Origin of the sequence: Spongiibacter sp. IMCC21906 (assembly GCF_001010805.1) — a bacterium.
In the GTDB taxonomy this organism is placed as follows: Bacteria; Pseudomonadota; Gammaproteobacteria; order Pseudomonadales; family Spongiibacteraceae; genus Spongiibacter.
This window is the reverse complement of the sequence record NZ_CP011477.1, coordinates 3,013,752-3,033,225: the sequence shown is the minus strand read 5'-3', so window position 1 is coordinate 3,033,225 and position 19,474 is coordinate 3,013,752. Positions and strand designations below refer to the sequence as shown.

The following is a 19,474-nucleotide window of genomic DNA, read 5'->3' as shown; positions in this document are numbered from 1 at the left end:
CAGCTTAAGAAAGGAATTCGATGAATAAACAAAGGGATAGCCAATGAATTTAAAAAACCTTTCGTGGATAGATGTCAGATTGACGTGTTTAAACACGTCATTTTGATGTTGAATTAGCTGTTATGAGTTTGCGAGTGAAGAGCGAGGAAAAGCGTAACCAATGGAGGCTGACCATATAATGCGCTACGCGGTTGTAATTACATTCGTAGTTTCCCTGCAAATTTTGTCGGGATATTGCAGGAATCACAAAGTTGGCTTTGGTAAGGCGGGTTCGTTAGGTGCAGTCTTCGGCTTGTCTTTCGTGGCGGTCTTATATTTTATCAATGAATTCGTAGTGTCTCGTATAGGCTACGAAAGTAACAACGTGGATTTATCCAGTATTTTGGTTGCCCTTGCTGTAGGCGTTTCGGTAAGCGCTATCAGTTGCATTTACGGCGCCTATAAGGGGCAAGTGGATTAAGGCCGGGTGAAGTCAAATTTAGTAAAGCTCATAACAAGTACGCGCAGTTGCCGCTAAAAAGCGCGGCGGGACAGCCAAAACTCCGCGCCTTTTTGTGCATTCGCTGCGCTCAGTGTCGCACAAAAATTCGCTCCATTTTGTCTGCCCCTGGCGTGGGGCTTTAGGAATCTATAATGAGCAAGCCGCAACCTGCAATTTCTGTACAGTTTGGTAGTGAGTGGAGGATCAGGCGCCCATATCTGTACCGCTACCTTGAGAAGCAGTATGTAGACGCGTTCTTTGAAACTGGAGCATTGAGGTTGAGTTCCTTTGCCGAGTTTTCAAAGCACAGCGATGAACATAGACTTGATGGTTCAGAAGCAATCAATGGGGTCAGAGTCATTGATTTTTCTATCTCAGCACTATAGTCTTGGTTTAAGTTGTATGGAGAAGTGCTATGGCCCGCTTACCAAGACTTTATTTACCCGGCTGTTCCCAGCATATTATTCAACGTGGTAATAACCGAGAACCCTGCTTTTTTAATGAGGCTGATTACAAGGCCTATTTGTCCTTTCTCAAGGATGCTGCAGAAAAATATCGCGTTGCCGTTCACGCTTTTGTATTGATGACGAATCATGTTCATCTTCTGGTTACGCCCAGCGATGAGCATGGGGTCAGCCGTATGATGCAGGCGCAGGGGCGCAAGTATGTTCAGTATTTCAATTACACCTATGCTCGCACCGGTACGCTGTGGGAGGGCCGTTATAAATCGACCTTGGTGGATGCTGAAAATTACTTGTTGACTGTGTATCGCTATATTGAATTGAATCCCGTGCGGGCTGGCATGGTGGTGCATGCATCGGAGTACCCTTGGTCTAGTTATCAAGGTAATGCTTTGGGCAAGTCCATTCAGCTGTTGACGCCACATGAGTTATATATCCAGTTGGGTAAAGCAGATGAGGAGCGGCAGAGCGCCTACCGCGCGTTGTTTCGGGGCAGGATGCCTGAGCGTGACTTGACGGCGATACGTGAAGCCACAAACAAAGCGTGGGTTTTGGGTAGTGATCGTTTTAGGGCGCAGATTGAAGCTAAAACCGGGCGACGGTCAGCGCCTTTGGGGAGAGGCGGGGATAGGAAGTCAGCAGTATTCCGAGAAAACCAAAATCAATGACTCTGACCCCATTGGTTCCATTGGTTTCCTGCCCCCATTGGTTTCTGACCCCATTGGTTTCGCTCTCTATATACACCACTACCAACGGTAACCAACTTCAAAAACCAGGTTATAGGCGCTGTAACTTTCTCGGGATTCGTTACCGAGTGGAAACTGGGTATTTTGGTAGTCTCTCTGTTCTTGCAGGGCATGGGCGTAAACTACGGTGGCATGCCAGTTTGAGGTGAATTGGTGCTCTAGGCCGATGCTTAAATGCCATTTTCCTAACAAGTTAGTTAATGGGCTGGTGGCTGCTTTGGTGATAACGTTGTTGGTGTGTTGGAGGCCTAAAAACAGCTGGTTGCGCTCGTTTATTAAGTAGTCGGCAGAGACTGACTTGGAGAAATTATCCTGCCCACCAAAGTCTGTTATTACCGTTATTTGGTCGGGAATAGGCGGGCCATCTTCGGCTGCAGTGTAGTTTGGGTTGGTGAGTTCACTGCGGATATTACCTAGCGACTCACTCCATTCATACCAGTTCAGGTCGGCGCCAATTGAGAGCTTTGGGGTTGCCTGCCACGCGAAGCCAATGCCGATTTCTCGGGGTAAGGAAAGCCCGGTAATCCGGGCGTTTTGGTAGTCGATTTTACCAATGCCCAAGGCGCTGTAGTTCACTTCGGCATTGCCGCCGTCCAGCTTGAGGTCGGTTTGTTCGCTGTAGTTGAATCCTACGGTCAGCTGATCACTGAGGTCATATTGCAATCCGATTCGCCACGACAAGCTGGTGCCGCTGAGGTCGTTGAGTTTTAGTCCAAAAAAGGGTTCGGCTGCCAGTACTGAGGTGTCAGGGAAGACTTCTTGCTCGGCTTGGGAGTAATTGATTGACGCCGACAGGCCAACTCGCAGTCGCTCGTTTATATTCCATGCAATGGCGGGGGCGAGGCGAAAAACACCAAAAAGGGCGAGTAAGTCGTCTCGGTTGTCAAAATCAGTTTTCAGGTCTGGGTAGTCGTAGCCAACCCCACCTTGGGTGAACAAGCCTAAACCCACCACAATGTTGGGGTTTGATGCCAAGGGCGTTGCCCAACCGCCACTCACTAAAACCACAAGGTCATTGTCTGAGTTTTTATTATTGCCCAGGGAGTCTTGATGCCTGACGCCATAGATAATATTGGGCTCGATGATGAGGTTTAACTCTGGGCGATCAATTTGCGCGATACCTGCTGGGTTGTTATTCAAACTCATTGGGTCAGAAGAGTAGGCGATGTCGGTGCCGCTGCGGGCGTAAGATTGACTGCCAAAACCAATGGGCAGTATGCCGACACCGGCAAAGCTGGTGCCGGGGAGTAGCAGCGCCAGCACACAGAAAATGTAAAAAAAGGCAGAGCCGAAGCTCTTCCGTAAGGGTGGAAGGGTATTATTTTTTATTTGATTATTGGTGTGCATGTCTATATACCGATCGGTAGGTTTTTGAACAATATACCGATCGGTATATTTATGCAATACTTTTGCTTTGCAAGCTCGTCACGGCATACTGTGGCCGGTAAACATTGGGATGGCGCAGTGAAATTGCATAATGAAATTGCATAGTCAAACAGCATAGTGTGGAGCGGTATTGTCAACATGACAGAGGGTTTAGGCAGTAAACGGTTAAAAACCAAAGCACACATTATGAACGTGGCTGCACAGCTATTTTCTGATAAGGGTTATGCGGCAACCAGCATGGATCAGTTGGCCAAGGCTTGTAAGCTAACTAAGGGCGCGTTGTACGATCATTTTAATGGCAAAGAAGATGTTTATTTGCAGAGTGTGTCGAATCGTGTGGATACAGCGCTGGCGTGGGTAGATGAACAGGCGGAGACGGACGTCAGCTTATCTGCCCAGCGGCGATTATTTAGTTATGCAGAATCTTTTCTCATTGTGCTGGATCGTGATCCGGTGATTCGGCGCTTGATATTACGATGGCTGACGGATGCCGCCGCCTTTGATACTGAAACGCTAATTCAGCAACGGATTATTGACTCTTTTAATACCCTGCTAAATTTAATAGCTGAGTATCGTCCTAAATTGAATGCGCAAAAATACGCCTACAGTTTTTATTGCAGTGCCATTTTAGGCGATGACATGCGCCGTTTTGCGGAATTTTTGACCCCTGAAGTCAAAACTATCAATACGGTAGAAGGGCTTATGGCGCATTTTAAAGAGAGCCTTTCTTAAGACCCGGTGTTGTATTTCAGCAGGGGCCACCCGCGTCTACCCATGTTTGCAGTGCTTGGACGAATTCGGGCTGGCTAAGGGGTGGCAGTGTGCGGCCCTTGCCGGGAGACCACCCCCACAACACAAGCGCGTCTTCTGACATGTGATGGAAGAGATCGTCCAGGCTGCGGTCACCATTTTTACGCCGATCTTTAACGGCCTGACATAACTCAACTGCATTAAGTCCTTCCCAGCCCATGCTTAACGGTGCCAATGCCCAGTGGGGTGCGCCGGGTACAGCGTCGTCTGCGACGTTTTTGTCTTGATGGCAAGCACTGCATTGCAGGGTTTCTGCGCCGTGATTATCGGGACCTCTTACAACAAGTTGAGCGTGACGTTTTCTTTCGTCACCCTGACGAGGAAACTCAGTATTGGTATGGCAGTTTAAACAGCGGGGGTGGGTGAGCACGTCATATAAAGGTTGAAAAAGCGGCGATTGCGCTTGGGTGGCGAAGGAGGCTAAGCATAAAATTATGCCAGATATCACCGTACAAAAAGGCGCTGAGACTGTTTTCATAACGACTGCCTCCTAGGCGATATCAAAATTGAGGTTTTTTAGTGGCAGCTCGGTAATCAGCTCGCCGGTGGCGGCAAAAATCGCGTTACATAATGCCGGGCCGACACAGGGCACACCCAGCTCGCCAACGCCGCCTGGGTTGTCGCCGCTATTAACCAATACGGTTTCCATCTCGGGTGCTTGGTACATTCTCACCACCGGGTAGTCGTCAAAATTATTTTGTTGAACAACACCGTCTACTAGTTCAATTTCACCAAATAACACGCTGGATAAAGCGAAAATAACGGCGGACTCCAATTGGGCAATTACCAAATCTGGGTTGATTGCCGTGCCGCAGTCGGCGGCGGTGACAACACGATGAACCGTTAAACGGCGTTGGCTGTCGACGGAAACCTCGACCACTTGAGCGACAAAGCTGCCCCAGTGACCCATGATCGCAATACCTTGGAATTGGCCGGAGGGTGGCGAGCCCCAGTTGGCGGCTTGGGCGACGGCGTCGAGTACGGCCCGATGGCGGGGCTTGTTGGTGAGCATGCCGCGGCGAAATTGGTAAGGGTCTTGTGCGGCTTGCTGGGCCACTTTGTCAATGAGGGTTTCTTGGGCGAAAACGTCGGTGTACTTATTTACCGAGCGCATCCACAGTGCAGGCATGTTGGGTTTGACGGTAAGGTGAAAATCGACCAGCACATTGTCGATATCGTAGGGCATGCCGTTTTCTAAGTCGGTGAGGTCTGTGAGTGCGGGCAGCTTAAAGTCTAGTAATAAGTCGGTGAGTTCTTCTGTGTACAGTGCTGCGGTTACGTCTTGGGTAATGGCCCTGTGGCTCCAAGAGATGATTTCACCGGCATCGTTAAGACCGGCAGATACTCTGACCATGGCGGCGGGACGATAAAAACCGCCTTTCATATCGTCTTCACGGCTCCAGATGAGTTTTAGTGGCCGCTGGATGACTTTGGCGACCAAGGCGGCGTCTCGTACAAAATCGGCGAGCAAGTTGCCTCGGCGACCAAAGCCACCACCCGCGGGCATGACATGAAAATTAAGCTGGCCAGGAAGAAGACCGAGAATAGTGGAGGCAATAATTTTGTCGACAGTGGGGGACTGGGTGCCGGTCCAAATATCGGCGCTGTTGCCTCGGTAGTCTATAACGACGTTAAGAGGCTCCATGGCAGCATGGGCTTGATAGGGGAAGTAATAATCTTCGCTGATAACTTCTTTGGCAAAGGTATTGGCTAACAGTGTGGAGCCGTCGATTCTAAGCGGCACACCGGGAAGATTAAGCTTAAATCCGTATTCGTTGCGCTGGGCTTGTGAGTCCGTGCGACCTGCTAGTAATTCGGCCCAGTTGACTTGTAATGCTTGGCGGCCTTTTGTTGCCGACCAGTAATCTTCTGCGACAATGGCAACACCGCCTAAAATGGTTATCACATCTACCACGCCGGGGACGGCCATCACGGTATTGCGGTCATAGTTGAGAGCTTGGCCACCAAAACGTGGTGGTCTGACGATGATCGCAGTGAGCATGTCAGGAATGTCGACATCGATGCCGTATTGAAAGCTGCCATCAACTTTGCCATTAACATCCAAGCGTTGCTTGGATTTGCCAATAATGCGGTAGTCGTCAGGGGATTTTAAACGAGGATTAAAGGGGATAGGTTCTTGGGCAGCGGCGCTGGCCAGTTCGCCGTAGCTGGTGCTGCGACCATTAGCTTCGTCGATGACCATGCCAGATTCAGTTCGAAGACTGTCGGCGTTGACATTCCAGCGTTTGGCGGCGGCATTCACCATCATCTGTCTAACGGCCGCGCCGACTTTTCGTTGGGGTTCAAAATAGCCTCTTACCACTGAGCTGGCGACGGTAAATTGCAGGGCGCCAACGTAGTAGGGGTTGTTGAACCGGGGGGCTACTGGCGAAAGTTCTGATCTAACTTTGCTCCAGTCAGCATCGAGTTCTTCTGCCACAATCATCGGTAAGGAGGTTAAGGCGCCTTGGCCAATTTCGGCAGCGCCAACTAATATGGTGACCTGATTGTCGGTATCGATACGCATAAACGCGCCAACGTCATACTCTTCTGCCGGGGTACTAGCTTCGCCGCCGTTTCCCACACCAGGGCCGCCATTGTCGTCTGCGGTTTGGCTGCCACCACTACCGCCTCCGCCACAGGCTACGAGCAAACCGCCGCCCGCCAGGGCCGTTATACGTAAAAATTCGCGGCGATTTAATTCTGTATTTATTTTCATAACGACCCCTTAAAGCTGCTCGTCAGCAATTTTATGAATGGCGCGACGGATGCGCTTGTAGGTGCCGCAACGGCAAATGTTGCCTGACATGGCTTCGTTGATATCTTGGTCGTTGGGAGCTGAATTGTTTTGGAGTAGCGCAGTTGCGGCCATAATTTGCCCAGACTGACAGTAACCACATTGGGGGATATTCATATCTCGCCAAGCGCTTTGTACTAATTCACCAACCCGGTCGCTGCCGATGATCTCTATGGTGTCCACCCGTTTTTGACCTACTGCAGAAATAGGCAGTACGCAGGAGCGGGTGGGCTGGCCATCGAGATGTACGGTACAGGCGCCGCATAGTGCTTGGCCGCAACCAAATTTAGTGCCGGTGAGCTTGATGTTTTCCCGCAGTACCCATAGCAGTGGTTTGTCTTCGGGCACATCCACGGTGTGATCGACACCGTTAACTTGGATGGTGAACATAAATTCTTCTCAGCTGTTATTGCTATTATTGATATTTCGAACAAATGTATTCAATGACTACATTTTGCGCCGAAGTGATACTTTGTACAAGAGCTTGTTACGGGGTTGTAACCTGGGTGGATGTGGCAAAGGTGAGAATTGTGATGGCGACCACTAAAAGGGCAGTCGCAATGGCGGTTCTTGCAGGGCAGAAAGCTGCTCGCGAAGTTGCAGAATATGTTCACCCCAATAGCGCTCGGTATTAAACCAGGGGAAGGCTTTAGGAAAAGCAGGGTCTTGCCAGCGTTTAGCCAGCCACGCGGCGTGGTGCATAATACGCAGGCTTCTAAGGGGCTCGATTAAGGTCAGCTCCCGTGGATTAAACTCAAAAAACTCTTCGTAGCCCTCTACCAGTTCTAATAATGCCCTTTGCTGGGCATCGCCGTCGCCAGACAGAAACATCCACAGGTCTTGAATGGCGGGGGCGGTGCGGCTGTCGTCAAAATCAACCAACCAGGTTTCTTCGCCTCGCCAGAGGATATTGCCAACGTGGCCGTCGCCATGGGCCCGCAACTGTCGAGCTGGCGACTGATCAAAACGCTGATCGACCAATGCTAATACATCTCGGCTAAGACCGGAGTAGGCTTCTTTTAGGGAGTCTGGCAGAAAATCGTTTTCTAAAAGGTATTGGCGGCTTTGGTGGCCAAAGCTATTGGCATCCAATGTTGGGCGGTGCACAAAGTCTTCACTGCTACTCATCAGATGCAGTCGGCCAAATAATCTGCCCAGCTGAAAAAGGTTGTCCATGTCATCGAGTGCTGGCGCGTGGCCGCCACGGCGGGGGTAAACGGCAAAGCGGTAGCCCTCAAAATGGAACAGGGTGTCGCCATCGTCATTTTGCCAAGGGGGAATAACAGGAATTTCGGTATCAAATAACTGTTGAGTAAAGCGGTGTTCTTCCAGTATTTGTTCATTGCTCCAGCGCGCGGGCCGGTAAAATTTCACCACTACGGGTTCGGCTTCTTCAAGGCCAAACTGGTAGACGCGATTCTCATAGCTGTTTAAGGCAAACACCCGTAAATCACTGAGAAATCCTTGGCTTTCTACGGCATCAATGACCCGGTCTGGGTTGAGGTTGGTAAAGCCTTCTCGCTGACTGTCGCTCATTGTCCCCACCCCATTTGATTCACGAGGGCGACACTTTTGATCTGGGCGAAAACGTTCATATTTTCCTTTAATGCGAGTTGCTCGCAGGATTTTCGGGTGATTTTGGCCAGCAAAAACTGTGTTTTTTCGCCATCGTCTATTCGTAGCCGTAGCAATACTTGGGCAGCGCCAGCGGCTTTGATGGTGTCGATGGTACAGGATAGGCGGTTGAGTATTGAGCTGTTGCTGGGTGCTTCAAGGCTGATGCTGACATCTCGAGCCGGCACAAACACCCGCAAGGGGCTGCCGATGTCGCCGCGAATTTCGGCCAAGTCTAAATAATGTTGTTGGTCTAGCTTTACCCTGCTGAGGTTAAAGTGTTGGTCGTGCTTATCCAGCGTGGCCTGCAATATCGCGCCAGCATCTTGTTGTTGTGCCAGAGGTAAATCCAGGCGTGAGCACAGCGCAATAATATCGTCTTGAGCCAGCACGTCGCCATTGTCCAGTAATAGAACCTGCTCAGCCAAACGGCTTACTTCTTGAAAACTGTGGCTTACGTAAATAATCGGAATGTCCAGATGCTGGGGGAGGCCCTCAAGCAGGCTGAGCATCTCGTCGCGAGCGCTGTCATGTAAACCGGCCAGGGGCTCGTCCATCAGCAATATTTGCGGGTGACGGAGTAGGGCGCGGGCAATCGCGACCCGCTTTTTTTCACCGCCAGAAAGTTTGTCGATGGGGCGGTTTAACAGCTGGCGAATATCCAGCCAATGGCAAACCTCATCGTGACTGGGGCCTGATTTTTGAAAGGCCCGACGACGGGCATAGTTTAAATTGCCCCGCACATTGAGATGGGAAAAGAGTCGAGCATCTTGAAAGACCATGCCCACACCCCGCTTTTCTGCGGGCAGGCAGCGACTGCCGCTTTGCCAGTCTTGGCCCTTAAATTGAATGAGCCCTTGGGGGGCTTTATCCAGCCCGGCAATACAGCGTAGCAAAGTGGTTTTGCCGCTGCCGCTGTGACCACAAATGGCGCTGATGCCGCTGCTGGGCAGAGCGGCATCAACCTCTAAATTGAAGTCGCCATGCTGTAACGCGAGGGAGATGAGCAAACTCATGCACTTCTCCCCAAGCTGCGATGGCGATTTAGGCTATATACCAGCGACAGTACTAGCAGTGAGAAGAGTATGAGGCCGCCAGCCATATAGTGGGCGGCTTCATATTGTAGCGATTCCACCCGGTCGTAGAGCGCGATAGAGATCACTTGCGTCTCGCCGGGGATATTGCCGCCAATCATTAATACAACGCCAAATTCACCCACGGTGTGGGCAAAGCCCAGCGTAATGGCAACTAAAAAGCTGCTGCGGGTCATGGGCAACACCAGACTAAAAAACCGGTTCAAGGGTGAGGCGCCGAGGGTGGCGGCGGTTTCCAGTAGGGATTTTGGCAGTTGCTGAAACGCACTTTGCAGAGGTTGAACCACAAAGGGTAATGAATACAGCACCGAGGCAATTACCAAACCACTAAAACTAAAAGACAAGCGCTGACCGGTCAGACTTTGCCATAGTTGGGCTATCGGTGAATCGGGCGCAAAGGCAATCAGCAGGTAAAAACCCAGCACGGTGGGGGGTAGCACCAAGGGTAGCGCGACCACGGCCTCAAGCACGGCTTTGCCTCGCCAGCGGCTATTGGCCAGCCACCACGCCAAGGGAGTGCCCAGTATCAGTAATATCAGCGTAGTCACCCCTGCCAATTGCAGGGTAAGTATGACGGCTTGCCAGTCTTGGGCGCTCAAGGTGCAGCTTGCTCATGGGCTGGCAGGCTTTGTTCTTGGTTTACAGAGAGAGCTTGTTGAAGGGCCTTTATAAATCGAGGAAAGGCTTCGATATGGGGTAAATGCCCCAGATCGCTAAGTTCAATTAATGTTGTTTCCGGGCGCAGTTCTTGAACGCGCTTGCCCAGCTTGTCGTAGCGGCCAAGCTCATGGGTGACACCGGGTTTTTTCCAATTTCGGCCGGGGCCAGTGCGGTCGCGGGTACCTAAAATGAGGGTAGTGGGCACTTGCAGGTCTTTAAATTCGGTGATTACAGGTTGGGTGAAAATCATATCGTAGCTGCGGGCGCTAACCTGCGCCATTTGCTCGGCATCCGGGCCTTGTATCCAGCCTATCAGCGGCGTGGTTAGGGCCTCGTATTTAGCAGTCCAAGCGCCGTCATAGTAGTTTTTCTGCTGGTACTGACGGATTTTTTCAGCAGTGAGTTGGCGCTCGTTTTGGTAGAAAAAAGCGGGATCTTTGTACTGCACATAATGCAGGTAATTCTCTAAACCAATGGGGTTGAGCAAAATCAGCTGGCTGCTGTGCTGGGGGTAGAGCAGGGCAAAACGGCTGGCTAACATGCCCCCCATAGAGTGGCCGAGGATGATGCTTTTTTCTATCTGTAATGAGTCCAGCAATTGGCGGGTATTTTGCGCCAAGGCGGCAAAGGAATATTGATAATTGACGGGTTTGGACGATTTGCCAAAACCAATTTGGTCGGGCATCACCACGTTATAGCCCAGCGTGTTTAAGGCGCTGGCGGTTTGCTGCCAATAGGCGGCATTAAAGTTTTTGCCGTGGAGTAGCGTAATGGTAGGCATGTTGTTTTTGCCCTTGAGATAGCCGTAGGCCATTTCAAGCTGTTGTCCTTGGGACTTAAAACCAAAAAACTGCACCGGAAAAGGGTAGTCGTAATTGTGTAAGCGAGCATCAAACTTGAGGACTTGTTCTGCAGCTAGTGTGGGCAAGCTGGGAATGATGCTCAGCATCAGGAGCAAAAAAAGACGTCCCATTGAGCCTCCTTCAATCGGTTTAAGGGGTGCGCGCCAGACACCAAATATCAATTTGGCGGGCACCATTGCGGGCCAGTATAGCGGCCAGGCTATGGGCTGTCGCGCCTGTGGTGAGCACATCGTCTACCAGCGCGATATGTTTGCCTTGTATTTGTTCAGGCTTGCAAAGGATAAAAGCCTTATACAAATTTCTGCGCCGCTGTTTGGCCGATAAGCCTTGCTGCGATGGGGTGGCGCGGTGGCGGCGAAGGGCGTTTAATATGGGAATGTGCAGTGCATCTGACCACCACTTGGCGAGCAACTCTGATTGGTTGTAGCCCCGCTGAAAGCGTCGCCGCCAATGTAGAGGCACCGGCATAATGATATCGGGTGATGGGTCGCCAATGAGGTCTGCGGTGGCCTCTATCCATAACTGGGCTAGCAGCGCTGCATGGGTGAACTGGCGATGGTGTTTAAAGCCCGTGATCAGTCGGTCTACGGGAAAGTCGTAGCGCAGTGGACACAGACAACGTGAAAACGCGGGTGGCTTGCTCACACATTTGCCACAAAGTAACGCGGAGCTGCCCCGGGGGAGTGGCAACGCGCATTGGCGACAGCGGGCGCCCAGCCAAGGCAAGTCGGCTTCGCAATCTACACAAAGCTCCCTGCTACGGCGGCTTGGCAGCTGACAAATGAGGCAGCGACTGGGGAAAAACCGCTGCAGCAACGATGAAGAAAAACAGGCGCTGTTAACCATAAGCATCCTTGCAGGTTGACAGTGGAATTTGGGGCGATATGATATCGCTTTGCTTTAAAGATAGTGTCTGTAGCACCCAAAGGGAAATTTCGCATGAGTCTGTCATCCGCCACTGCCATTCGTACCGACTGGACACCTGAAGAAGTTCAGGCCCTGTTTGAGCAGCCATTTAACGACCTGTTGTTTCAGGCGCAGACGGTGCACCGAGCCAATTTTGACCCCAACAGTGTGCAAGTGAGCACCTTGCTGTCGATTAAAACCGGCGCTTGCCCGGAAGACTGCAAATACTGCCCCCAGAGTAATCGCTACGACACGGGGCTAGAAAAAGAAAAGCTCATGGAAGTAGAAAAAGTACTGGCCGAGGCGAAAGCCGCCAAGGCACAGGGTTCTACGCGTTTTTGTATGGGTGCTGCTTGGCGTTCTCCCAAGAAAAAAGACATGCCCTATGTCACGGCTATGGTTAAAGGCGTTAAGGAAATGGGGCTGGAAACCTGCATGACCTTGGGAATGCTCACCGACGAACAAGCTGCCGAGCTGTCTGAAGCGGGGCTGGATTACTACAACCACAATCTGGATACCTCGCCAGAATTCTACGGCGAAATTATCACTACCCGAACGTATCAGGATCGACTGACGACACTGGGCCATGTTCGCGATGCCGGTATTAAAGTGTGCAGCGGCGGTATTGTCGGTATGGGCGAGTCTGTTCGAGATCGAGTGGGCTTGTTATTGCAATTAGCTAATTTGCCAGCGCACCCCGAGAGTGTGCCCATTAATATGCTGGTAAAAGTAGAGGGCACGCCGTTGGATCAGGTCGAAGACCTCGACCCCTTTGACTTTATCCGCACCATTGCAGTGGCGAGAATATTGATGCCCCAGTCCCATGTGCGTCTGTCGGCAGGTCGCGAGTCAATGAACCAAGAAATGCATGCGCTGGCGTATTTTGCCGGTGCAAACTCCATTTTCTACGGTGAAAAATTGCTGACCACCCCCAATCCCGAAGCCAATAAAGATCTGCAACTGTTTGACCGCTTGGGTATCAAGCCCGAAGAGCGCGGTGTCGAGCACGACGATGAAGCGCAGGGCGAGGCTTTGTTGGCCGAAGTGGAAAAAATGCGCAACGACTCATTTTTCTACGACGCGACTGCGTAATTCCTCATGTTGGAACGGGCCCTGCAGCGCCGGCTGACAGCGCGCCGGGAACAGAGTCGCTATCGTCAACGTCGGGTGTTGGAATCTGCTCAAGATTCACGGATCGAGATAGACGGTAAAAACATGCTGCAGTTTTGCAGTAACGACTATCTGGGTCTGGCTAATCATCCCAAGCTGATTGATGCGATGACGATTGCCGCCAAAAATTTTGGTGTTGGCAGTGGCGCCTCGCATTTGGTCAGCGGTCATTCTGTTTTACACCACCGTTTGGAAGAGCGCCTCGCCGAGATAACCGGGCGAGATCGAGCCTTGTTGTTTTCTACGGGATACATGGCAAATCTTGGCGCGGTCGCCGCCTTAATTGGCCGGGGCGATCATGTTATAGAAGATCGCCTGAACCACGCCTCTCTCCTTGATGCCGGATTACTTAGCGGTGCGCGTTTCCAGCGTTTTCAGCATAATGATCTTGATGATTTGCAACGCCGCTTGCGCAAACTGCCCGAAGAAGGCAATCGACTGATTGTGGTTGATTCGGTGTTTAGCATGGACGGTGATGCTGCCCCTTTGGTCGAGTTGGCGGCAATTGCCCAACAACATAATGCCTGGTTGATGGCCGACGACGCCCACGGCTTTGGTGTGCTGGGTGAGCATGGCGGCGGCAGCGCAGAACACTTTGGTCTTGATCAACAACAGTTGCCCGTCTTAATGGGCACCTTGGGCAAAGCCATTGGCAGCTACGGTGCTTTTATTGCCGGCAGTGAGACCCTGATAGAAAGTCTGATTCAATTTGCCCGGCCCTATATTTACACCACGGCTATTCCTCCAGCCATTGCGGCCGCCACCTTGGCGTCGTTAGAGGTGGTGCAGGAAGAAAGCTGGCGGCGCAGTCACCTGCAAGGTTTGATTCAGCGTTTTCGCACCGGCGCGGCGGAATTGGGGCTACCGTTAATGACCTCGCCCACGGCGATTCAGCCTTTGCTGGTCGGCGATGATGCCCAGGCAATGGCGATCAGTAGAGCGCTCGAAGCGCAGGGCATATTAATCTCGGCAATTCGTCCGCCCACGGTGCCAGATGGTACGGCAAGGTTACGCATTACCCTGTCTGCTGCTCACAGTGACGCCAATGTAGACCAGTTGTTATCGACACTGGCAGCGGTGTGGCCGGGAGAACTTTCCCGCTAATGTCCGAGCCGTTATTGTCTACACCACGTTTGTCTGGCTTATATCGTGAGCGTTTGTGCTCAACGAATATTGCGGCGGTAGAGCTGGTTTTGCTCCATGGCTGGGGCAGTGATTCGTCGATTTGGCGGAGCCTGCTGCCCGAGCTGCGTCGTTATTTTAATATCACCTTGATTGACTTACCGGGCTTTGGTGCAAGCCGATCGATGGCAGCTTACGCCGACCCGGATGCGTTGATTGATCAGCTCATTCCGGTGCTACCAGCCCAGGCCATTTATCTGGGTTGGTCGTTGGGTGGCATGTTGGCGGCGCGGATTGCGGGTCGTTATCCTGAGCGGGTGTTGGCGCTGGTTGGCGTGGCGGCCAATGCACGATTTACTGCCACCGCATCTTGGCCCGAGGCTATGGCAGATGCCACCTACCAACGCTTTGCGGCCGCCGTGGCTGTCAATACTTCACGCGGTTTAAAGCGGTTTAACACCTTGCAGTGTTATGGCGACCCCCAAGCTAAGCCATTACAGCAGCAGATTGATTATCTGGATATGAGTGATCAGCTCAGTGCCGATAATTTAATGTGGGCATTGCAGTGTTTGAGCGAGATGAATAACAGTGAATATTTGTCGCAGCTAGATATGCCTTGCCTGCACATTTTTGCTGAAAACGATGCGCTGGTTCCGGCGAGTGCGGCCACTGCTTTTCAGAAAAACTTTGCGTCGCATCACGTGGAGCTTATGAGCGGGGTGGGGCATTTACTATTTTTATCCCAGCCGGCAGCGTTTATTAAAATCGTGCTGGCGTTCTTGCAAAAACAAAATTTAATCACGTTTGCAGATCCACGTCAGTTTGATAAAAAAGATGTCGCCAAGTCTTTTAGTCGGGCAGCTGCCAGCTATGACAGCGTGGCCGATTTGCAACGCCGGGTGGCAGATACGCTTTTTACGAAGGTGGCGGATAGCCTCCCAAGCATGATGGATTTAGGGTGTGGCACAGGCTACAGCCTGGCAGCACTCCGGCAGCGGGTGACGGGTCCGTTAATTGCGGCAGATTTGGCAGAAGGGATGCTTGGGTATGCCAAGTCCAAACATGTTGAGCATGCCGATTATTGGCTGTGTGGCGATGCGGAAGATTTGCCGTTGGCAGATGAAAGTGTCGATGGCATCTTTTCTAGCCTGTCTTTGCAGTGGTGCGAAAATTTCTCTGCGGTTTGCCAAGAAATTGAGCGCGTTCTTAAACCCGGTGGCTCGGCGTATATTGCCACCTTGGGGCCGGAGACGCTTAGAGAATTACGGCAGGCCTGGCAGAGCGTTGACAGCTATGTGCATGTCAATCAATTTAGCGCGCGTGAGGTACTGGAGCAGGCTGTGCAACAAAGTGGTTTGTCGGTGGCAAGCTGGCAGGAACAGCAAGAGATTGTACGCTACGCTAAACTCAGTGATTTGACCCGAGAATTAAAAAAACTGGGTGCTCATAATGTCAACGGTGGCCGACCTGATGGTTTAACGGGGCGTCGCCGTATTCAGGCTTTAACCCAAGCCTATGAGCGTTTTAGAGAAGCAGAGGGCACACTTCCTGCGAGTTATCAGGTTTGGTATCTGTGTTTATATAAAGACATAATTTGATCGTTATTTTAGAGATGGCCTAAATGGCAAAGCAAAAAAATTACTTTATAACCGGCACGGACACCGATGCAGGTAAAACCTTGGTGACCTGTGCGCTGTTAAATGCAGCAAAGCAGCAAGGCTTGAAGACCTTGGCATTAAAGCCGGTTGCCGCAGGATCAGAACAAGGCCTGGAAGGGCTGGTCAACCGAGATGCAGTGCTGCTTTCTCAGGAAATGACCGAAGCGTTGCCTTATGCCCAAGTGAATCCGGTGTTGTTTGATGCGCCGGTGTCACCACATATTGCGGCGGCCAAAGAGGGACGACGGGTGAGCGCGTCGCAGTTGGCGGGATATTGCCGGGGGGCCTTAATGAAGCCAGCGGACCTGCGCTTGATTGAAGGCGCCGGAGGCTGGCGAGTGCCAATCAATATGCGTGAAACGATGGCGGACTTGGCGGTTGAGTTGCAAATACCCGTGATTTTGGTTGTTGGTATGAAACTGGGTTGTCTTAACCATGCCCTGCTAACTGCTGGGGCCATTGCTCGAGACGGCTTGCCTTTGGTGGGTTGGGTGGCCAACCAAGTCGATGCGGATATGAGCTGTTTTGAAGAGAATATTCAAAGTCTTGCTGAGATGCTAAAAGCGCCGTGCTTAGGCATTATCCCCCGTTTAGACAAGCCGACTGATTTTGCAACAGCAGCAAAGTATTTAAATTTATCCCTATTGTCTGATTAATCACTTAGCTATTGTCGAACCGCGCTTCGTAGGCTTGGATAAATGCGTTTCGCAGTATGGATGTAAAGGCTTGCCAGGTGCTAACGTCTTGTTGCTGTAGCTCGCCTTTTATTTCAATTTTGCTGGCGATGCGCTCTTTGTCGTGATTGCTTAGCAGCCAGCTTACCGCAGCGACAAAACCCTCCCACGGTGCGCTTAATTCTTTAGCTTCTTCCCAGTCGATAATATCCACGTCGTTGAGCAGGGGCTTTGCGTAGCCGCTGAGGTTGCCGTCCCGCGCCCGCAATTCCATAACAAAATCGCCATGACCGGATTGAAAATCGAAATTGGCGTAGGCTTTGGTCAAGGTATTGGCGCGGCGCAAATCGATATCACTGATCCGCAGATTGATATCAAAATTTTCCAGATTTCCCAAGGGGTCGAGAATACCGTAAACCTCAAACGGCGCGTGATCTAGCATTTTGCCGCTGCCATCGATTCGCGCTTGTTGTGCTTTTTTGCCGCGGTCGGCATTGGTCAGATTGCTGACGACGATATCCAGCTCGGAGAGTTGTAAATTAACCGGTGGTGATGACGCGAAATTGCGGAAATGAATGGCGCCGCTTTGAATTTGAAAGGTGTTGATGGTGATGGGTACCAGGCTTTTTACCACTTCTCGCCAATCCTGATCTTTACCGGTCTGGTCGCCGTCTTTTTTCTGGTCAACAAAATTAATTTCCGGGCCGACAAAGCGGATATCGGCAAGGACTTCGCCATGCAGTAGTGATGACCAGTCGAGGGAGAAGTCGATTTCATTGCTGATAAAAAGCGGTGCCTGGGCATGGCCGTCCCGTTTTTCAATCATCACACCCTGCACTGAATAAGCGCCTCGCCAGATGGCCAAACTCACATCTTCTACGTGGCCACGATACTCTTTTAAATTTCCAAGCTGTTGATTGATAACATGTTTTGCATACTCGGGCAGGGCCAGCCTGGCAATGATAAAAACGCCAATCAGCAGAATTAGCACGGTTCGGGTGGTGTTAAGTGATTTGTTCATCGTGTCCTTACTCTGCTGCTAACGTGGGGTTGAGGATGAGGGTACGTGGTATTGGGACCTGCCTTTGCCGCTGATGTTTCCTAATCATTGGCGGCTTTGAATTGACTCAAGTGACATAAAAAATGATCCATACAGTCTTGTCAGGCGTAAATTCCCTGTTATAGTGTTCACCGTCAACATTGACGGTCGAGGACATCGGCCGCTTTTGGAAAGAGGATTTATCATGCCGCAATACAAAGCTCCATTACGCGATATCCACTTCGTTCTTAAAAATGTGCTGAACTGCAACGACCACTATGCAAACCTGGCCAAGCGTGAAGAAGTGAGTGAAGACTTACTCGACGCCATTATTGATGAAGGCGCCAAGTTTTCTGAAAACGTATTGTCACCGTTGAACCAGACCGGCGATCAAGAAGGTTGTACCTGGAGCGAAGACGGCGTGACTACGCCCAAAGGCTTTAAAGAAGCCTACCAACAATATGCCGAAGGTGGCTGGCCTTCTATGACCGCCAGCACGGCGTTTGGCGGTCAAGGCTTGCCAAACTCTTTAGGCTTGGTGATGAGCGAGATGGTGAGCTCTGCTAACTGGTCTTGGGGTATGTACACGGGGTTGTCCCAGTCGGCAGCAAGGCTGCTGGAAAACTATGCGGATGAGTCTCTGCAGCAAGCGTATTTGCCAAAAATGGTGGATGGCACCTGGGGTGGCACCATGTGTTTGACTGAGCCGCATTGTGGCTCGGACTTGGGTATTTTGCGTACCAAAGCAGAAACCCAAGCTGACGGTAGCTATCGCATCACTGGTACCAAGATTTTTATCTCGGGTGGTGAACACGACATGATGGAGAACATTATCCATTTGGTGTTGGCCCGAGTCGAAGGCGCCCCTATGGGGACCAAAGGTATTTCCCTGTTTTTGGTGCCTAAATTTGTGCCGGACAGCAAGGGTGATGTGGGCGAACGCAATGGTGTGCATTGTGGCAGCATCGAACACAAGATGGGGATTAAAGCCTCCGCAACCTGCGTAATGAACTTTGATGGCGCTACCGGCTTTTTGGTGGGCGAAGAAAACCGTGGCCTGAATGCCATGTTTCATATGATGAACTCCGCTCGTCTTGGTACTGCCTTGCAGGGTTTGGCGTCGGGTGAGCTGGCATTTCAAGGTGCACTGACCTATGCCCGCGAGCGTTTGCAAATGCGGTCGCTGACCGGCCCGAAAAATCCAGATGGCCCAGCCGATGCTTTGATTGTTCACCCTGATGTGCGGCGCATGTTGCTTACTCAAAAAGCCTTGGCCGAAGGTAGCCGAGCGTTTATTTATTGGGCTGCGCAGTTGATTGATGTGTCGTACTTCTCTGACGATGAAGATGCCAGAAGCAATGCCGAAAATCTGTCTGAATTACTGACCCCAATAGCCAAGGCCTTTGTGACTGAAACGGGTTTGGAATCTGCTAATTACGGTATGCAGGTCTATGGCGGTCACGGTTATATTGCCGAGTGGGGTATGGAGCAGATTGTTCGGGACTTGCGTATCTCGACGTTGTACGAAGGCACTACCGGCATTCAGGCACTGGACCTGTTAGGCCGTAAGGTAATGGGCAGCGGTGGTAAGCAGCTACAGGCATTTACTAAAATCATTCATAAGTTTTGTCAGTCGCAGGCGCATCGTCCAGAGATGGCCGAGTTTGTGACTCCCTTGGCGAAGCTGAACCAGGAATGGGGTGAGGTCACTGCAAAGCTAGGTGAAAAGGCCATGCAAAACCCGGATGAAGTTGGCGCCGCGTCGGTAGATTACCTGATGTATTCGGGTTACATCGCGCTGGGCTTTATGTGGGCCAGAATGGCGGCGGTGGCCCTGGACGAAAACAGAGATGACGCCTTCTTTAAAACCAAGGTACAAACGGCGCAGTTTTATTTCCAACGCTTGTTGCCGCGTACAGAATCTCACAAATTAGCTATGCTCAATGGAGCAGATAGTTTGATGGCGATACCTGAAGAAGCCTTTGTGTTTTAA

Annotated in this window: 18 protein-coding genes; 8 read left to right on the top strand and 10 right to left on the bottom strand. The window is 51.2% G+C overall.

Annotation, left to right across the window (positions count from 1 at the left end; all coding sequences use genetic code 11):
- Window positions 1–633: 633 nt before the first annotated feature.
- Together IMCC21906_RS13965 and IMCC21906_RS13960 are read left to right on the top strand one after the other, a co-directional pair.
- Window positions 634–867: a hypothetical protein gene (locus tag IMCC21906_RS13965; RefSeq protein ID WP_047012682.1), complete on the top strand. Its 234-nt coding sequence runs from the start codon at window positions 634–636 to the stop codon at window positions 865–867.
- A 29-nt stretch (window positions 868–896) separates the two neighbouring features.
- A complete protein-coding gene (locus tag IMCC21906_RS13960; RefSeq protein ID WP_047012681.1) occupies window positions 897–1,610 on the top strand; it encodes a transposase in 714 nt (237 codons plus the stop codon).
- 78 nt (window positions 1,611–1,688) lie between these two features.
- On the opposite strand, the gene IMCC21906_RS13955 is transcribed toward IMCC21906_RS13960, so the two are convergent.
- Window positions 1,689–3,092 carry an OmpP1/FadL family transporter gene (locus tag IMCC21906_RS13955; RefSeq protein ID WP_047012680.1) on the bottom strand — a complete coding sequence of 468 codons (1,404 nt, stop codon included), beginning with the start codon at window positions 3,090–3,092 and terminating at the stop codon, window positions 1,689–1,691.
- Between the two features lie 120 nt (window positions 3,093–3,212).
- On the opposite strand from IMCC21906_RS13955, the gene IMCC21906_RS16425 reads away from it, so the two are divergent.
- The gene (locus tag IMCC21906_RS16425; RefSeq protein ID WP_052763547.1) at window positions 3,213–3,806 is read left to right on the top strand and encodes a TetR/AcrR family transcriptional regulator; all 594 of its coding nucleotides are present in this window, start codon (window positions 3,213–3,215) and stop codon (window positions 3,804–3,806) included.
- A gap of 16 nt (window positions 3,807–3,822) precedes the next feature.
- On the opposite strand, the gene IMCC21906_RS13945 is transcribed toward IMCC21906_RS16425, so the two are convergent.
- The 8 genes from IMCC21906_RS13945 to IMCC21906_RS13910 all read right to left on the bottom strand — a co-directional run bounded on the left by IMCC21906_RS13945 (window position 3,823) and on the right by IMCC21906_RS13910 (window position 11,758).
- Window positions 3,823–4,362, bottom strand: a complete 540-nt coding sequence (locus IMCC21906_RS13945) for a hypothetical protein (protein WP_156166054.1) — start codon at window positions 4,360–4,362, stop codon at window positions 3,823–3,825.
- 12 nt (window positions 4,363–4,374) lie between these two features.
- The gene (locus IMCC21906_RS13940) at window positions 4,375–6,603 is read right to left on the bottom strand and encodes a molybdopterin cofactor-binding domain-containing protein (protein ID WP_047012679.1); all 2,229 of its coding nucleotides are present in this window, start codon (window positions 6,601–6,603) and stop codon (window positions 4,375–4,377) included.
- Between the two features lie 9 nt (window positions 6,604–6,612).
- Window positions 6,613–7,071 carry a (2Fe-2S)-binding protein gene (locus tag IMCC21906_RS13935; RefSeq protein WP_047012678.1) on the bottom strand — a complete coding sequence of 153 codons (459 nt, stop codon included), beginning with the start codon at window positions 7,069–7,071 and terminating at the stop codon, window positions 6,613–6,615.
- 153 nt (window positions 7,072–7,224) lie between these two features.
- Window positions 7,225–8,217 (bottom strand): serine/threonine protein kinase, encoded by a 993-nt coding sequence (locus IMCC21906_RS13930; protein ID WP_047012677.1) that lies wholly within the window; start codon window positions 8,215–8,217, stop codon window positions 7,225–7,227.
- Window positions 8,214–9,311 (bottom strand): molybdenum ABC transporter ATP-binding protein, encoded by a 1,098-nt coding sequence (modC, locus tag IMCC21906_RS13925; RefSeq protein WP_047012676.1) that lies wholly within the window; start codon window positions 9,309–9,311, stop codon window positions 8,214–8,216. Before modC ends, IMCC21906_RS13930 begins: the two co-directional genes overlap by 4 nt.
- Window positions 9,308–9,988, bottom strand: coding sequence for a molybdate ABC transporter permease subunit (gene modB, locus IMCC21906_RS13920; RefSeq protein WP_047012675.1), 681 nt, complete (start codon window positions 9,986–9,988; stop codon window positions 9,308–9,310). Before modB ends, modC begins: the two co-directional genes overlap by 4 nt.
- Window positions 9,985–11,022 (bottom strand): alpha/beta fold hydrolase, encoded by a 1,038-nt coding sequence (locus tag IMCC21906_RS13915; protein ID WP_052763546.1) that lies wholly within the window; start codon window positions 11,020–11,022, stop codon window positions 9,985–9,987. Before IMCC21906_RS13915 ends, modB begins: the two co-directional genes overlap by 4 nt.
- Before the next feature lie 19 nt (window positions 11,023–11,041).
- On the bottom strand, window positions 11,042–11,758 hold the full coding sequence (locus IMCC21906_RS13910) for a ComF family protein (RefSeq protein WP_047012674.1): 717 nt from the start codon (window positions 11,756–11,758) through the stop codon (window positions 11,042–11,044).
- Window positions 11,759–11,851: 93 nt separating this feature from the next.
- Between IMCC21906_RS13910 and bioB the strand changes: the two genes are divergently transcribed.
- The 4 genes from bioB to bioD are packed head-to-tail and all read left to right on the top strand — an operon-like array spanning window position 11,852 to window position 16,424.
- Window positions 11,852–12,910 carry a biotin synthase BioB gene (gene bioB / locus IMCC21906_RS13905; protein ID WP_047012673.1) on the top strand — a complete coding sequence of 353 codons (1,059 nt, stop codon included), beginning with the start codon at window positions 11,852–11,854 and terminating at the stop codon, window positions 12,908–12,910.
- A 6-nt stretch (window positions 12,911–12,916) separates the two neighbouring features.
- Window positions 12,917–14,092, top strand: a complete 1,176-nt coding sequence (bioF, locus tag IMCC21906_RS13900) for an 8-amino-7-oxononanoate synthase (RefSeq protein WP_047012672.1) — start codon at window positions 12,917–12,919, stop codon at window positions 14,090–14,092.
- On the top strand, window positions 14,092–15,708 hold the full coding sequence (bioC, locus tag IMCC21906_RS16995; RefSeq protein WP_197085905.1) for a malonyl-ACP O-methyltransferase BioC: 1,617 nt from the start codon (window positions 14,092–14,094) through the stop codon (window positions 15,706–15,708). Before bioF ends, bioC begins: the two co-directional genes overlap by 1 nt.
- Before the next feature lie 23 nt (window positions 15,709–15,731).
- Complete coding sequence (gene bioD / locus IMCC21906_RS13890; protein WP_047012671.1) at window positions 15,732–16,424, top strand: dethiobiotin synthase; 693 nt, start codon at window positions 15,732–15,734, stop codon at window positions 16,422–16,424.
- 4 nt (window positions 16,425–16,428) lie between these two features.
- On the opposite strand, the gene IMCC21906_RS13885 is transcribed toward bioD, so the two are convergent.
- A complete protein-coding gene (locus tag IMCC21906_RS13885) occupies window positions 16,429–17,463 on the bottom strand; it encodes a DUF748 domain-containing protein (RefSeq protein WP_047012670.1) in 1,035 nt (344 codons plus the stop codon).
- Between the two features lie 223 nt (window positions 17,464–17,686).
- On the opposite strand from IMCC21906_RS13885, the gene IMCC21906_RS13880 reads away from it, so the two are divergent.
- Complete coding sequence (locus tag IMCC21906_RS13880; RefSeq protein ID WP_047012669.1) at window positions 17,687–19,474, top strand: acyl-CoA dehydrogenase C-terminal domain-containing protein; 1,788 nt, start codon at window positions 17,687–17,689, stop codon at window positions 19,472–19,474.